This is a genomic window from Sphingopyxis sp. BSN-002, from assembly GCF_022024275.1.
GTDB lineage: Bacteria > Pseudomonadota > Alphaproteobacteria > Sphingomonadales > Sphingomonadaceae > Sphingopyxis.
On sequence record NZ_CP091804.1, the window covers coordinates 1 to 14,387 of the forward strand.

At 63.0% G+C, this 14,387-nt stretch carries 13 protein-coding genes; 5 read left to right on the forward strand and 8 right to left on the reverse strand.

Annotated features, from left to right (window positions below; translation table 11 throughout):
• Positions 1–86: 86 nt before the first annotated feature.
• From phoB to L7H23_RS00030, 6 genes are all read right to left on the reverse strand, one after another.
• Positions 87–785 carry a phosphate regulon transcriptional regulator PhoB gene (phoB, locus tag L7H23_RS00005; protein ID WP_237837326.1) on the reverse strand — a complete coding sequence of 233 codons (699 nt, stop codon included), beginning with the start codon at positions 783–785 and terminating at the stop codon, positions 87–89.
• Positions 785–1,504, reverse strand: a complete 720-nt coding sequence (phoU, locus tag L7H23_RS00010) for a phosphate signaling complex protein PhoU (protein WP_237837327.1) — start codon at positions 1,502–1,504, stop codon at positions 785–787. Before phoU ends, phoB begins: the two co-directional genes overlap by 1 nt.
• 25 nt (positions 1,505–1,529) lie before the next feature.
• Positions 1,530–2,312, reverse strand: a complete 783-nt coding sequence (gene pstB / locus L7H23_RS00015) for a phosphate ABC transporter ATP-binding protein PstB (protein WP_237837328.1) — start codon at positions 2,310–2,312, stop codon at positions 1,530–1,532.
• Between the two features lie 2 nt (positions 2,313–2,314).
• Positions 2,315–3,571, reverse strand: coding sequence for a phosphate ABC transporter permease PstA (gene pstA, locus L7H23_RS00020; RefSeq protein ID WP_237837329.1), 1,257 nt, complete (start codon positions 3,569–3,571; stop codon positions 2,315–2,317).
• Positions 3,564–4,940 carry a phosphate ABC transporter permease subunit PstC gene (gene pstC, locus L7H23_RS00025; protein ID WP_237837330.1) on the reverse strand — a complete coding sequence of 459 codons (1,377 nt, stop codon included), beginning with the start codon at positions 4,938–4,940 and terminating at the stop codon, positions 3,564–3,566. Before pstC ends, pstA begins: the two co-directional genes overlap by 8 nt.
• A gap of 276 nt (positions 4,941–5,216) precedes the next feature.
• Complete coding sequence (locus tag L7H23_RS00030) at positions 5,217–6,266, reverse strand: substrate-binding domain-containing protein (RefSeq protein ID WP_237837331.1); 1,050 nt, start codon at positions 6,264–6,266, stop codon at positions 5,217–5,219.
• Positions 6,267–6,489: 223 nt separating this feature from the next.
• On the opposite strand from L7H23_RS00030, the gene L7H23_RS00035 reads away from it, so the two are divergent.
• The 3 genes from L7H23_RS00035 to L7H23_RS00045 are packed head-to-tail and all read left to right on the forward strand — an operon-like array spanning position 6,490 to position 8,603.
• Positions 6,490–7,677, forward strand: coding sequence for a DUF262 domain-containing protein (locus L7H23_RS00035; RefSeq protein WP_237837332.1), 1,188 nt, complete (start codon positions 6,490–6,492; stop codon positions 7,675–7,677).
• A gap of 8 nt (positions 7,678–7,685) precedes the next feature.
• On the forward strand, positions 7,686–8,294 hold the full coding sequence (locus tag L7H23_RS00040) for a hypothetical protein (protein WP_237837333.1): 609 nt from the start codon (positions 7,686–7,688) through the stop codon (positions 8,292–8,294).
• Positions 8,295–8,603: a putative quinol monooxygenase gene (locus tag L7H23_RS00045; protein WP_237837334.1), complete on the forward strand. Its 309-nt coding sequence runs from the start codon at positions 8,295–8,297 to the stop codon at positions 8,601–8,603.
• A gap of 192 nt (positions 8,604–8,795) precedes the next feature.
• Here the strand turns inward: L7H23_RS00045 and L7H23_RS00050 are convergent, their stop codons facing one another.
• A complete protein-coding gene (locus tag L7H23_RS00050; RefSeq protein ID WP_237837335.1) occupies positions 8,796–9,461 on the reverse strand; it encodes a hypothetical protein in 666 nt (221 codons plus the stop codon).
• 211 nt (positions 9,462–9,672) lie between these two features.
• On the opposite strand from L7H23_RS00050, the gene L7H23_RS00055 reads away from it, so the two are divergent.
• Entirely contained in the window at positions 9,673–10,224 is a 552-nt protein-coding gene (locus L7H23_RS00055) for a hypothetical protein (protein ID WP_237837336.1), read from the forward strand.
• 106 nt (positions 10,225–10,330) lie between these two features.
• Here the strand turns inward: L7H23_RS00055 and uvrA are convergent, their stop codons facing one another.
• The gene (uvrA, locus tag L7H23_RS00060) at positions 10,331–13,225 is read right to left on the reverse strand and encodes an excinuclease ABC subunit UvrA (RefSeq protein ID WP_237837337.1); all 2,895 of its coding nucleotides are present in this window, start codon (positions 13,223–13,225) and stop codon (positions 10,331–10,333) included.
• Positions 13,226–13,381: 156 nt separating this feature from the next.
• Between uvrA and L7H23_RS00065 the strand changes: the two genes are divergently transcribed.
• On the forward strand, positions 13,382–14,284 hold the full coding sequence (locus tag L7H23_RS00065) for a CPBP family intramembrane glutamic endopeptidase (RefSeq protein WP_237837338.1): 903 nt from the start codon (positions 13,382–13,384) through the stop codon (positions 14,282–14,284).
• The last annotated feature ends 103 nt before the right edge of the window (positions 14,285–14,387 follow it).

A 14,387-nucleotide genomic window follows, 5' to 3' on the forward strand; every position in this document is an offset into this window, starting at 1 on the left:
GGGCCCAGTCCGCTGGTGAAATCATGGGCCCCGGCTTTCGCCGGGGTGCACATCTCTATCGTCAGCAATCGGTCGAAACCGGTCGTCTAGATGCTCTTGCCCGCGTCGAGTGCATAGCCTGCCGAGCGTACCGTGCGGATGATATCCGCAGTGCCGGGCAGGTTGATCGCCTTGCGCAGGCGGCGGATATGGACGTCGACCGTGCGCAGTTCGATGTCGCTGTCCTGGCCCCACACGCTGTCGAGCAGCTGCCCGCGTGAGAAGACACGGCCCGGATGCTCCATGAAATGGCGCAGCAGGCGGAATTCGGTCGGCCCCATCGCGACGATCTGGCCGTTGCGCACAACCTTGTGCGCGACCGAATCGAGCTCGATATCGGCATAGGCGAGGAGTTCGCCGGCCAGCGCGGGGCGGAGGCGCCGCAGCACCGCCGAGACGCGTGCGACAAGTTCGCGCGGGCTGAACGGCTTGGTGACATAGTCGTCGGCGCCGGTTTCGAGGCCGCGGATGCGATCCTCTTCCTCGCCGCGCGCGGTCAGCATGATGATCGGGACGTTCGCCGACTTCGGATTGCGGCGGAGGCGCCGGCACACTTCGATGCCGGGCAGGCTCTCGATCATCCAGTCGAGCAGGACGATGTCGGGAACGCGTTCCTCGACGAGGACGAGCGCCTGCTCGCCGTCGGGGGTCTGGCGGACCGAAAAGCCTTCGCGTGCGAAGTGCCAGACGATCAGCTCGGCGATCGCTTCGTCATCCTCGATGAGAAGCAGGTCGGGCTGCGGCATCAGGCCTGCTCCTGCCCCGAGGCTGCGCCTTCGGGCGTCTGGCCGCGCTCGCGTTCCTCCATATGTTCGCCGGTGACGACATAATAGACCATCTCGGCGATGTTCGTCGCATGGTCGCCCATGCGTTCGAGGTTCTTGGCGACGAACAGCAGGTGTGCGCTTTCGGTGATGTGCTTCGGATTTTCCATCATGAAGGTCACGAGCGTGCGGAAGATGCTGTTGTAGAAATCGTCGACATTCTTGTCGCGCACCGTCACCCGCACCGCGAGCTCGGGATCGCGCGCGGCGAAGCTGTCGAGCGCGTCGTGGATCAGCTCGGCGACCGCCGCCGACATCGACATCAGCACCGGGATCGCCTCGATCTGCCGCGTCTGGTCCATCAGCGCGACGCGCTTGGCGATATTCTTCGCATAGTCGCCGATACGTTCGACGACCGACACGATCTTCAGCGCCGCGATCATCTCGCGCAGATCATCGGCCATCGGGGCACGCAGCGCGATCGTCTGGACCGCGAGCTGTTCGACCTCGGCTTCGAGCGCGTCGATCTTCTTGTCGTCGCGCACGACCTGCGCGGCGAGGTCGAGGTCGCCGTTGTTGAGCGCGTTCATCGCCTGCAGCAGCGCCTGCTCGGCGCGGCCGCCCATCTCGCTGATCAGGCCGCGGAGGCGGTTCAGATCCTCGTCGAAAGCCTTGACGGTATGATCGTTGGTAACTGCCATCTGCTTCGTCCTTCTTCGGCCGGGCTTAACCGTAGCGGCCGGTGATATAGTCCTTGGTGCGTTCCTGCTTCGGGTTGGTGAAGATGTCGGTGGTCTTGCCGTACTCGACCAGCGTCCCGAGGTGGAAAAAGGCGGTGCGCTGCGACACGCGGGCCGCCTGCTGCATATTGTGGGTGACGATCACGATCGCATATTTGCCGCGCAGTTCGTGGATCAGCTCCTCGATCTTCGCGGTCGCGATCGGGTCGAGCGCCGAGCAGGGCTCGTCCATCAGGATGACTTCGGGATCGACCGCGATCGCGCGCGCGATGCACAGGCGCTGTTGCTGGCCGCCCGACAGCGCGGTGCCGCTTTCGCCGAGACGGTCCTTGACCTCGTCCCAAAGGCCGGCGCGAACCAGCGCGCGTTCGACGATGACGTCGAGGTCGGCCTTGCCCGGCGCGAGGCCATGGATGCGCGGGCCATAGGCGACATTGTCATAGATCGACTTGGGGAAGGGGTTCGGCTTCTGGAACACCATGCCGACGCGGGCGCGGAGCTGCACCACGTCCATCGACGGGGCATAGATGTCCTCGCCGTCGAGCTCGATCCTGCCGATCACGCGGGCGCTCGCGACAGTGTCGTTCATGCGGTTGAGCGAGCGCAGAAAGGTCGACTTGCCGCAGCCCGACGGGCCGATGAAGGCGGTGACCAGGTCGGTGCCGACGTCGATCGACACGTCGTGGATCGCCTGTTTCTCGCCATAGAAGACGTTGACGCCGTGCGCCTTCATCTTGGGGTCGGCGATGATGAGATCGTCTTGGGTCATGTTCACCAGCGTTTTTCGAACTTGTTGCGAAGATAGATCGCGAGGGCGTTCATCGACAGCAGCACGATAAGCAGCACGATGATCGCGGCGGAGGTTTTCTCGACAAAGCCCCGGTCGACTTCGTCCGACCAGAGGAAGATCTGCATCGGTAGCACCGTCGCCGGCGAGCAGATGCCGCTGGGCACGTCGCCGATAAAGGCGCGCATGCCGACGAGGAGCAGCGGGGCGGTCTCGCCCAGCGCGCGCGCCATGCCGATGATCGTCCCGGTCAGGATGCCGGGGAGCGCGAGCGGCAGGACGTGGTGAAACACGACCTGCACCGGGCTGGCGCCGACGCCCAATGCGGCGTCGCGGATCGACGGCGGGACCGCCTTGATCGCGTTGCGACTGGCGATGACGATCACGGGCATCGTCATCAGCGCCAGCGTCAGGCCGCCGACGAGCGGGCTTGCCTGACAGATACCGAACCAGTTGATGAACACCGCAAGCGCAAGCAGGCCGAAGATGATCGAGGGCACTGCGGCCAGATTGTTGATCGACACCTCGATCAGGTCGGTCCAGCGGTTCTTCGGCGCATATTCCTCAAGATACAGCGCCGCGAGGACGCCGGTCGGGAAAGCGATCAGGAAGGCGATGAAGATCGTCAGCAACGACCCCTTGAGCGCGCCCCAGATGCCCGCGACCGCGGGATCGGTGGCGTCGGCATTCCTGAAGAAGGGCGTGTGCAGCCCGGTCGACAGCTTGCCGTCCTTCTCCAGCGCATCGACCTTCGCGCCGATCGCTCCCTTCGCGCCTTCCTTGGCGGCGATGTCGACCTCGGACGAAGCGGGGAGGTGGAAGGTCGTCTTGCCCTTCAAAAGCTCCGGGTCGTCCTTGATCGCGGTACGGACTTCCTTCCACGCATTCTCGCTGATCATCTTCGACCCGTCGGGGCCGAGCGCCTCGTCGGCGGCGAAGGCGACGATGTCGGCGAGGCCCGCGTTCGCGATCACCTGATCGGCGTCGGCATCGCCGAGCCGCGACGCATCGACGGTCAGCGGCATCGCCTTGAAGTCGATCGGAACTTCCACATTCGTGTAAGTGAAACCGCGCAGGCCGTTGCCGACCATCACGAACAGCAGGAAGGCGAGGAAAAAGCCGGAGAGCAGGACCGCGCCCAGCCCGAACAGCTTGAAGCGGCGCTCGGCGGCGTAGCGGCCCGCGATGCGTTTCTGCATCGTCGCGCCTTTCCAGTCGGTCGGGGCGGTCTCTCTATTCATATGCTTCGCGATACTTTTTGACGATGCGCAGCGCGACGATGTTGAGCAGCAAGGTCACGATGAACAGCACGAGGCCGAGCGCGAAGGCGGCGAGCGTCTTGGCGCTGTCGAATTCCTGGTCGCCCGTGAGCAGCTTGACGATCTGCGCGGTCACCGTGGTGACGCTGGCGAAGGGGTTGGCGGTGAGGTTGGCGGAGAGGCCCGCGGCCATCACCACGATCATCGTCTCGCCGATCGCGCGGCTGACCGCGAGCAGGATGCCGCCCATCACGCCGGGCAGCGCGGCGGGGATCAGCACCTGACGGATCGTCTCGTTCGGCGTCGCGCCGAGCGCAAGCGAGCCGTCGCGCATCGCCTGCGGCACCGCGTTGATGCTGTCGTCGGCCATCGACGAGACGAAGGGGATGATCATCACGCCCATCACGATACCCGCGGCGAGCGCGCTTTCGGTCGAGGCGTTCGGAATGCCGAGCATCACCGCGAATTCGCGCAGCGCCGGCGCGACGGTCAGCGCGGCGAAATAGCCGTAGACGACGGTCGGGACGCCCGCGAGGATCTCGAGCAAGGGCTTGACCCAGCGGCGCACGCGCGGCGCGGCATATTGGGTAAGGTACACCGCGGTCATCATCCCGATCGGGATCGCGACGATCATCGCGATGATTGCGCCGATCAGCACCGTGCCCCAGAACAGCGGGATGCCGCCGAAGGTGTCGGGCTGCGGCGCGCCGCTCGTCGGCGCCCACTCGGTCCCGAACAGCAGCTCGGCGGGCGAGACGAGGCGGAAGAAGCGGATCGATTCGAACAGCAACGACAATACGATGCCGAAGGTCGTCAGGATCGCGACGAGCGAGGCGAGAAGCAGCAGCCCCATGACGATCTTCTCGACCCTTGTCCGGGCGCGGAAGTCGGGCTTGATCCGCGTGAAGGCATAGAGGCCGCCCGCCAGCGCGAGCGCCAGCATCGCGGCGATGCCGATCCATGCATAGAAATGCGTCGCGTCGGCATAGGGCCTGACCAGCGGCGCCGCGGCGGGCAGCCGCACTGCGGCTTGTGCGCCCTGCGCGACGCTCCGTGCGTCGGACAGGATCGCGCCGCGTTCGAAGCCGAAGGCGGGCAGGCTCTGCGCCGCGTCGCTCGACAGCACCGAATTGGTGATCAGTGCGGGCGACACCGCCGACCAGACGGCGAGGAAGATCGCGGCGGGGGCGAACAGCCACAGCGCGACATACCAGCCATGATATTGCGGGCGCGAGTGCAGCTTGCTGCCCGCGCGGCCCGCCAGCATCAGCGAGCGCGCCCGGCCGGCGAGCCAGCCGATCAGGGCAAGCCCTCCGATCAGCAGCAGTAAGGCGGCGGCGTTGAAAGTCACATCGTCCCCGTTATCGCATCGACATCATCGCGTCCGACCCAAAGCCGGTCGGCGTGGCAGTTTGATGACTCTTGTCACAATTTACAGCCGCATGGAGCGCCTTAATTCCGCTCGTGTCGAGCGAAGTCGAGACACCCATCAGTCTTGCGCAATCCTGTGGGGCATCTCGACTTCGCTCGATGCGAACGGAGAAGGGATTGCCCGGGCAGGATATGCAAAAAAGCGGTGGCCGGGGAAGGGGATGTGGCCCCTCCGGTCCGGCCACCGGCGGGAGGGTTACTTGAGCTCGGCGCCGTCGAGGGCGGTCATGCCCTTGGCGTTCGCCGCGGCCTTGTCGGCAACGGCCTTCGGCGAGACGACCAGACCCTTGGGGGCCAGATAGCCGCCCTCGGCCGCGCCCTTCAGGAACTCGGCGATATATTCGGCGAGGCCGGGGATTACGCCGACATGCGCTTTCTTGACATAGATGAACAGCGGGCGCGAACCCGGATAGCTGCCATCGGCGATCGCGGCATAGGTGGGGGCGACGCCCTGCACCGGCACGGCCTTGATCTTGTCCTTGTTGGCATCGAGATAGCTGAAGCCGAAGATGCCGAGGCTATCGGGGTTCTTGTCGAGCTTCGAGATGATGAGGTTATCATTCTCGCCCTGTTCGACATAGAAGGGCGCGCCGCGCAGCGTGGTGCAGGTCGCCTCATGCTTGTCCTTGTCGCTGTCCTTCAGCGCCTTCATCTCGGCATTGGCGTCGCAGCCCTTGCCCATGATCAGCTCCTTGAACGCGTCATAGGTGCCGCTGGTCGACGGCGGGCCGAAGACCGAGATCGCGACCGCGGGAAGCGCCGGGTTGACGTCCTTCCACGTCTTGGCGGTGTTCGGCTTGCCATAGGGGTTCGCCGCGAGCGCCTTGTAGACGTCTTCCTCGCTCAGCTTGAAGCCGGGGCCGCGCTGCGCTTCGCCGAGCGCGATGCCGTCGATGCCGACCTGGATTTCGACGATGTCCTTGACGCCGTTCTTGGCGCAGGTGTCGAATTCCTTCTTCTTCATGCGGCGCGAGGCGTTCGCGATGTCGGGCGTGTCGCCGCCGACGCCGGCACAGAAACGCTCGAAACCGCCACCGGTGCCGGTGCTGTCGATCTTCGGAACCTTGTTGCCGGTCGCTTCGGCGAACTTCTCACCGACTGCGGTCGCAAAGGGATAGACGGTCGAGGAGCCGACGGCGCTGATATAGTCGCGCGCGCCGCCACCCGACGAAGCCTGGTCCTGACAGGCGGAAAGCGCCAGCGCGGCAGTCGCGGCGCAGGCGATGAGGGCAAATTTCTTGGCCATGGAATAAATCCTGTAGAGGGGGTCGTTACCGAACCAAGCCACCACCCCTGCGGCGACTCGCTGACTGCCCTCTGATGGATTTGTGTGACGCGTTTGTGACAGGGAGTGTCATGGAAGTGTCATGAGAAGTCGAGAATTGAGATCGACTGGAGGAAGGCTAAAGACTACGCTACACGAGGTGCTTGATAGACCAATCGGTCAGACAAGGGGCAAGGCAGTAAAAATGAACGATCCGCAAATTGATTGGGTTGATCGCGACGAAGAGTTCGACGACGATGAAGCTGAGGAATCTTCCGCTGACCTAACTTTGACCGAAGCAAAATTTGATGGTTTAGTGGTTGCGCCCGCAGACTGGACGATTGAGACGCTTTATACTCAGATTGGGAAGCAGATAGATCTCGATCCAGATTTTCAAAGGCGGAATGTTTGGAATGCGAAGGCAAAATCAAGATTTATCGAGTCGCTGCTCTTAGGAATTCCTATTCCGCAGATACTTCTATCTTCAAAACCGGGGGTGAAAAGCTCTTTTCTTGTTCTCGATGGGAAGCAGCGCTTGCTTACCATCAAAGAGTTCATCGACGGAAAGCTGCCAAACGGTCGCAAATTTCGATTGAAGGATTTGCGGGTTTTGAAGGTTTTTGAAGGCAAAACATGGGAGCAGATGTCAGCCGATCGAGATGTTGCAGGCAAGCTTCTCAATGAGACGCAGCGCACGACCGTGTTGAGGGGGTGGACTGACGAGTCTGTTCTCTATGAGATATTCTATCGCCTCAATTCTGGCTCAGTTAAGCTATCGCCGATGGAATTGAGGATGTCGCTCTATCCTGGAGAGTTTCTCAAATTTATCCTTAGGTGGACCGAAAACATTGGTCCGGTTCACCATCTGCTAAAAAAACGCTCCCCAGACCCAAGGATGGGAGATGTGGAGTTAGCCGTTAGGTATCTTGCATTTACCGATTTGGATATAGAATATACGGGCGACCTAAAGAAATTTCTCGATAGCACTTGTGAATCATATAACATAAAATTCGATGATCGCGACTTCGTGAGATCGGTCGAAGATCGTCTAGCTCAGCTTGATGCCGCAATTGAAGCTGGGATAAATATATTTGGAGAAAGTGGTTTTTGTAGGAAATATATTAAGGGTAATTTTGAAAGTAGATTTAACAGGGCGATATTCGATATAATGTCATTCACTCTATCTATTGTTGAATTTAGGAAATGGGCGTTATCGAATGGTTCGGCTCTTGTCGATGAGTTTAAACGTTTGTCGGCCAGCGATGTCGATTTTTCTCGGTCTATTGAGACTACGACAAAGTCCATTGAATCGACTTCTGCTAGGTTCTCGAAGTGGATTGATGCCGTCTCCGCTTTGTCGGGGATTAAGCTGCCGCAGCCTAGCATCAAATAGGCGGGCCTATGCCGAGCGCCCTCTATCAAAAAATGGTAGCTGACCTGCTTGAGGCTAGAAAAATAGCCTACAAGGTGCCGCTCTATCAGTGCAATACGGTGGTTCAAGAGCTAAAAATTAAATCTCTTATGTTTCTAAGTCACGCAATTATAGAAGAGTATTTGGAAACTATAGCTCTAGATACCGCTCAGAAGGCTGTGGGAATATATGATGGAGAAAATCGGATAACGAGAGCGTTGGTCGGCTTGATTTCAAGTGGACTCATTGGAAGAGTTGAGGAGTCGGGGCTCAACAAAAAGATAAAGAAAGAACCGTTTGAGAATATATCTTTGTTCTCTAGCCATGCTTTTGGCAGATTTAAATCGTTGATTGGCGATAACAATGGGATTCGCGTAACTGATCAAATGAAAATGCTTCTGCCAGTGGGCATAGATCCTGGAACGGAAGACCCAGTCACGATGGCCGCTTTGGATTCTTTTGGAGGAAAACGGGGAGCAATCGCCCACACGTTCAAGATTGCTAAGAGTCATACTCTGAGCGAGATTGAGGGAGATATTACTACCATCAGAAACGGCCTTGTGAATTACGATAATGCATGTTTGGCGGCGCTTGCATAAATGATCCTCATCACCGGCCACGTCATCCTCACCCCCGAGCATCGCGAGCGCATGATTGCGCTCGGCGCCGAGCATAGCGCGCGGTCGCGGGCGGAGCCGGGGTGTCTCGCGCATCATTGCCATGTCGATGTCGAGGACGCGCTGCGGCTCGTCTTCGTCGAGGAGTGGGAGAGCATCGACGCGGTGCGCACCCATTTCGCGGTGCCCGCGTCGGGCGCCTTCGTCGCCGAAATGCGCGCGCTCTCGCCGCGGCCGCCGGTGATCCGCATTTACGCCGCCGAGGATATTACGGCGAAGCTGATGGGGTAGGGGTGGCCGCGGTCGCAGCGGTTCTTATTCCGTCATGCCGGGCTTGACCCGGCACCCGCCTCCCTTCTGAAAGACAAGGCAGGCCCCGGATCAAGTCCGGGGTGACGAAGATGGACGCGGGATGCGCGCGCGCCGCAACGAAAAACGCCCCGGACTCGCATCCGGGGCGCTTCTCCAATTCCTCGCGAAAGCTCAGCCGCCGGTCGGCGTCGTCGCGGCGGCGGGTTCGGCCGCGGGCGCTGCCGGCGCCGCGGCGGGCGTCACGGCGGGCGCCAGCGTCGCCGTCGGCACGATCTTCGCGCCGGCGGGGATGACATAGGGCAGCGCGTCGGCGGTGCGCGCGCTCAGTTGCTGACCGACCGGGATGATCGCCGACTTGCCGGTGACGAACGCACCGAACACGCCGACCGCGACCGCCGCGCCGACGGCGGCGCCGGTGTTGCCCTGGCCTTCCTGCCGGTGCTTGCCCGCCAGGTTCAGCTTTTGCCCGTTCGGCATCGTCAGGTCGTTGAAGGTGATTTCCATCTTCGCCGACTTGCCGAATGCGCCCTTGCCGGTGCGCCATGTCACGGTGCCGCGCGCCGGGGTGCCCTTCGGGATCACGATCACGCCATTGTGCATCACGTCGAACACGCTGTGCATCAGCACGACGTCGCCCTCGCGAAGCTGCTTGCTCGATGCCTCGGCGTCGGGCGTCAGCACGACCTCGGTATAGGACGGCAGCATCAGGCCCGGCGCGACCGCGGCGATCGCGGCCGGAGCGGCGGCGCTTTCGGTGGCGACCTCGGCCGCGGCGGCGGGTTCGGCGGCGGCCGCGGGTGCGGCGGCTTCCTGAGCCTGTGCGGTGGCGGCGAGCATCGCAAAAGAACCCGCCAAAGCGGTAGCGACCCGTAACGATTTCATAGACATTCCCCCATTGCCGCAGCGTGCGGCTCCCCCTTGCCGCAGGACGCGGCCATGACGTCATGCTGGGGCGGAAATTTCTTGTCAATCGGGGACATTGCCAATGTCGATCCATTGCGCGGCGCGCCCGGTTTTGGCACAGCGGCGGCGGCAAGCCGGGGGACATATGAGCGGGTTCGAATTCATCTTTTCACTGTTCGGGCTGATCCTCGGCCTTGCGCTGGCCGAGGGGCTGGGCGGATTGAGCCGCGCGCTGAAGGCGAGCCACAGGGTGCGCATCGGCTGGCCGACCGCGCTGCTCGGGCTGTTCGTGTCGTGCGACGTCGTGACCTTCTGGATGTACGGCTGGTCGCTGCGCGATCTGCTGCCGCTGAGCTGGCCGGTCCTGTTCGGCGGGTTCATCGTCACCGCCATCTATTTCGTCGCGGCCAGCCTGGTCTTTCCCGACGATCCCGAGGCATGGGCCGACCTGAACGCGCATTTCGACAAGCAAAGGCGGCTGGTGCTCGGCGGAATCCTGCTGTGCAACGTCGCGCTGATCGTGACGACGATCGCGCTTGTCGGCACCGCATGGATCGGCGGCCTGCGCACGATCGTCGTGACGTGGAGCTTCTTTCCGGTCGCGGCGCTGGCGATCTGGGCAAAGGACCGGCGCGTCGTGTGTGCCTGCCTGATCTGGCTGATCGCCACCTATCCGCTGTCGGCGGTGTGGCATTGATCTGATTCCCCTCCCATTTATGGGAGGGGTCGGGGGAGGGGATGTCGATATCGCGCGGGAGGCTACAGGCCCTCCCCAAACCCCTCCCTGAAGGGAGGGGCTTTCGTCATTTCCCCAGCAACGGCTTCAGATACTGCCCGGTGAAACTCCGCGGTTCCTTCACCACCTGTTCGGGGGTACCCGCGGCGACGATCTCGCCGCCCTTGACCCCGCCCTCGGGGCCGAGGTCGAGGATATAGTCGGCGGTCTTGATGACATCCAGATTATGCTCGATCACGACGACGCTGTTGCCCTGATCGACGAGCGCCTGCAGCACTTCGAGCAGCTTGCGGACATCCTCGAAATGCAGGCCGGTCGTCGGCTCGTCGAGGATATAGAGCGTCTGCCCGGTCGAACGCCGCGACAGCTCCTTCGCCAGCTTCACCCGCTGCGCCTCGCCCCCCGACAGCGTCGTCGCCTGCTGCCCGACCTTGATATAGCCGAGCCCGACGCGAACGAGCATCGCCATCTTCTCGCGGATCGACGGCACCGCCTTGAAGAACTCCGCCGCATCCTCGACCGTCATGTCGAGCACGTCGGCGATGCTCATCCCCTTGAACTTCACCTCGAGCGTTTCGCGGTTGTAGCGTTTGCCGTGGCACGTCTCACACGTCACATAGACGTCGGGCAGGAAGTGCATCTCGATCTTGATCAGCCCGTCGCCGGTGCAGGTCTCGCAACGTCCGCCCTTGACGTTGAAGCTGAAGCGCCCGGGCTTATAGCCGCGCGCCTGGCTTTCGGGCAGCCCCGCGAACCAGTCGCGGATGATCGTGAAAGCGCCCGTGTAGGTCGCGGGGTTCGACCGCGGGGTGCGCCCGATCGGCGACTGGTCGATGTCGATCACCTTGTCGCAATGCTCCAGCCCCTTCAGGCTGTCGTGCGGTCCCGCGACCATCCGCGCGCCGTTGAGCACGCGCGCCGCGCTGGCATAGAGCGTGTCGATGATCAGGCTCGACTTGCCGCTTCCCGACAGGCCGGTGACACAGGTGAAGGTGCCGAGCGGGATCTTTGCCGTGACATTCTGCAGATTGTTCGCGCGCGCGCCCTTGAGCACGAGGTCGAAGCCGTTGCCGGGGCGGCGATGCTTGGGCACCTCGATCCGCTTCGCGCCGGTGAGATACGCCGCGGTCAGGCTCTTCTTGTTCTTCAGGACCTCGTCGAGCGTGCCTTCGGCGACGATCTCGCCGCCGTGGAGCCCTGCGCCGGGGCCCATGTCGACGACATAGTCGGCGTGGCGGATCGCATCCTCGTCATGCTCGACGACGATCACCGTATTGCCGAGATCGCGGAGGCGCTTCAGCGTCGCGAGCAGCCGGTCGTTGTCGCGCTGGTGCAGACCGATGCTCGGCTCGTCGAGCACGTACAGGACGCCCGATAGCCCGCTGCCGATCTGCGAGGCGAGGCGGATGCGCTGGCTTTCGCCGCCGCTGAGCGTGCCCGATGTGCGGTTGAGGTTGAGATAATCGAGCCCGACATTGTTGAGGAAGCCGAGCCGCTCGTTGATCTCCTTCAGGATCGCCTTGGCGATCTGGCGCTGCGTCTCGTTCAGCTTTTCGTCGAGGGTGCTGAACCATGCGAGCGCGTCGGCGACCGAGCGCTGCGCCGACATGCTGATATTCTCGCCCGCGATCTTCACCGCCAGCGGTTCGGGACGCAGGCGCGCGCCGTGGCACGTCTCGCACGGCTGCGCGGTCTGGTACTTGCCCAGCTCCTCGCGCATCCACGCGCTCTCGGTCTGGAGCATGCGGCGGTTGAGGTTGCCGATGACGCCCTCGAACGCCTTGTGCGTCGTGTAGGTGCGCTTGCCGTCCTTGAAGGTCAGCTCGACCGGCATGCCGCCGGTGCCGTGCAGGATGATCTCCTGCACCCCGCCGGGCAGATCCTGCCAGGGCGTCTCGAGGCTGAAATCATAGGCTTTGCCCAGGCTTTCGAGCACCTGCATATAGTAAGGCGAGGGCGGGTTCGACTTCGCCCACGGCACCACCGCGCCCTTCTTCAGGCTGAGCGCATGGTTGGGGACGACGAGCTCGGGATCGAATTCGAGCCGCTCGCCAAGGCCGTCGCACGCCGGGCAGGCACCCTGCGGCGCGTTAAAGCTGAACAGTCGTGGCTCGATCTCGGCGATCGTGAAGCCCGAGACCGGGCAGGCGAATTTCTCCGAAAAGACGATACGGTTCGCGGGGATGCCCGCGCCCTTCATCGCGCCGCCGGTGTCTTCCTCTTCGCGGCCCGGTAAGGGACCGTCGGCAAGGTCGACATAGGCGAGGCCCTCGGCGAGCTTCAGTGCGGTCTCGAAGCTGTCGGCGAGGCGGGTTTCGAGGCCCTCACGCACCGCAATACGGTCGACGACGACCTCGATGTCGTGCTTGTATTTCTTGTCGAGCGCGGGCGCGTCGCCGATTTCATGAAACTCGCCGTCGATGCGGACGCGGGTGAAGCCTTCCTTCTGCCACTGCGCAAGTTCCTTGCGATACTCGCCCTTGCGGCCGCGCACGACGGGCGCGAGCAGATAGGCGCGCGTGCCTTCGGGCAATTCCATCACGCGGTCGACCATCTGGCTGACGTTCTGCGCCGAAATCGGCTCGCCCGTCGCGGGCGAATAGGGAATGCCGACGCGCGCCCACAGCAGGCGCATATAGTCGTAAATCTCGGTGACGGTCGCGACGGTCGAGCGCGGGTTGCGGCTCGTCGTCTTCTGCTCGATGCTGATCGCCGGCGACAGCCCGTCGATATGCTCGACGTCGGGCTTTTGCATCATCTCGAGGAACTGGCGCGCATAGGCGGAGAGCGACTCGACGTAGCGGCGCTGCCCCTCGGCATAGATGGTGTCGAATGCGAGGCTCGACTTGCCGGAACCCGAAAGGCCCGTGATGACGACCAGGCTGTCGCGCGGCAGGTCGACGTCGACGCCCTTGAGATTATGCTCGCGCGCGCCGCGCACCTTGATGTGGGTGAGACTCATGGGAGGGGTATGTTCCAGATTTGTTCTTGACGCGCAAGAGGCGCGAATTGGTCACGAACATGGGGCGGGACGATGTCGCGCGCAAGGGTAAGCGGCGCCCCAGTGTGTATTGCCAATATAATACAGTGATGCTATCCGGGCCACCGAGGAGTGCGAATGACGCAATTGGTCGAACTGGGGTCCGAACGCTGGCTGAAGCCGGGCCGTTATCGCCGGGTTCGCGCGCTGGCGTGGCTGGCCGTGCTGGCGGTCCTGTGCGTCCTGACCTTCAACATCGCCGCCGACACGACGCTTCGCGCCGCGGGCCTGTTGTCCGGCGAGCCCTTCACCACGCGGGCGGCGGCGCCATCGGGCGCGAGGCTGGCGGCGGTCCTCGTCGGGTCCATCGCCATGCTGGGGGTCTATAGCCTCGCCGTCCGGTGGGGGGAGGCGCGCGTTGCCGCCGAAATCGGCCTGAAGCCGATGGCGAAAGAACTGTCCGCCGGTATCGCGATCGGCGGCGCGATCATGGCGATCATCATGGCGATCCTGTGGAGTGCCGGCTGGGCTGTCATCGAGGCTGGACCGGTCACAGGGGTTGCCGAGGCGGCGAAACAGGCGGTCCAGTCGGCGGCGATCGAGGAAACGCTGATGCGCCTCGTCATCTTCCGCACGCTGTGGCGCGCGTTCGGCGTGTGGCCGGCGCTGGTTGCGACCGCGCTTCTTTTCGGAGGCCTTCACCTGTCCAATCCCGACGCCAGCCTGTTCGGCGCGATCTGCCTGATCGCGGGCGAGGGGATCGGCGCCGGCCTGTACCTGCTGACCGGACGGGTATGGATGTCGATCGGGATGCACGCCGGCTGGAACTTCGCGCTCGGCTGGGTCTTCGGAAGCGCGGTTTCCGGACTGGACAGCTTCGCCAGCGGCCCGTTGCGGACCCATCCGGCGGAAGGCGTCGCGACCTTGCTCAGCGGCGGCGGCTTCGGTCCCGAGGCGTCGGTCGCAGCGCTCGTCGTCTCGCTTGCGGGCAGCGCGATCTGCCTGACGCTCGCTGTGCGAAAAGGGCGGCTGGCAGCATAAAAAGGGCCGGGCTTTCCACCAACATCCCAAAGGCTTCGACCAGCGTCCGGTGGCTTGCTTGACCGGTTCGTGTCGCAGGCGGACAAGGCTGGCCATGTGCATC

Excerpts from the sequence above, each read along its gene's own strand:
- phoB (WP_237837326.1), bottom strand. The coding sequence starts at position 785 with ATGCCGCAGCCCGACCTGCTTCTCATCGAGGATGACGAAGCGATCGCC.
- phoU (WP_237837327.1), bottom strand. The coding sequence starts at position 1,504 with ATGGCAGTTACCAACGATCATACCGTCAAGGCTTTCGACGAGGATCTG.
- pstB (WP_237837328.1), bottom strand. The coding sequence starts at position 2,312 with ATGACCCAAGACGATCTCATCATCGCCGACCCCAAGATGAAGGCGCAC.
- pstA (WP_237837329.1), bottom strand. The coding sequence starts at position 3,571 with ATGAATAGAGAGACCGCCCCGACCGACTGGAAAGGCGCGACGATGCAG.
- L7H23_RS00030 (WP_237837331.1), bottom strand. The coding sequence starts at position 6,266 with ATGGCCAAGAAATTTGCCCTCATCGCCTGCGCCGCGACTGCCGCGCTG.
- L7H23_RS00035 (WP_237837332.1), top strand. The coding sequence starts at position 6,490 with ATGAACGATCCGCAAATTGATTGGGTTGATCGCGACGAAGAGTTCGAC.
- L7H23_RS00040 (WP_237837333.1), top strand. The coding sequence starts at position 7,686 with ATGCCGAGCGCCCTCTATCAAAAAATGGTAGCTGACCTGCTTGAGGCT.
- L7H23_RS00045 (WP_237837334.1), top strand. The coding sequence starts at position 8,295 with ATGATCCTCATCACCGGCCACGTCATCCTCACCCCCGAGCATCGCGAG.
- L7H23_RS00050 (WP_237837335.1), bottom strand. The coding sequence starts at position 9,461 with ATGCTCGCCGCCACCGCACAGGCTCAGGAAGCCGCCGCACCCGCGGCC.
- L7H23_RS00055 (WP_237837336.1), top strand. The coding sequence starts at position 9,673 with ATGAGCGGGTTCGAATTCATCTTTTCACTGTTCGGGCTGATCCTCGGC.
- uvrA (WP_237837337.1), bottom strand. The coding sequence starts at position 13,225 with ATGAGTCTCACCCACATCAAGGTGCGCGGCGCGCGCGAGCATAATCTC.
- L7H23_RS00065 (WP_237837338.1), top strand. The coding sequence starts at position 13,382 with ATGACGCAATTGGTCGAACTGGGGTCCGAACGCTGGCTGAAGCCGGGC.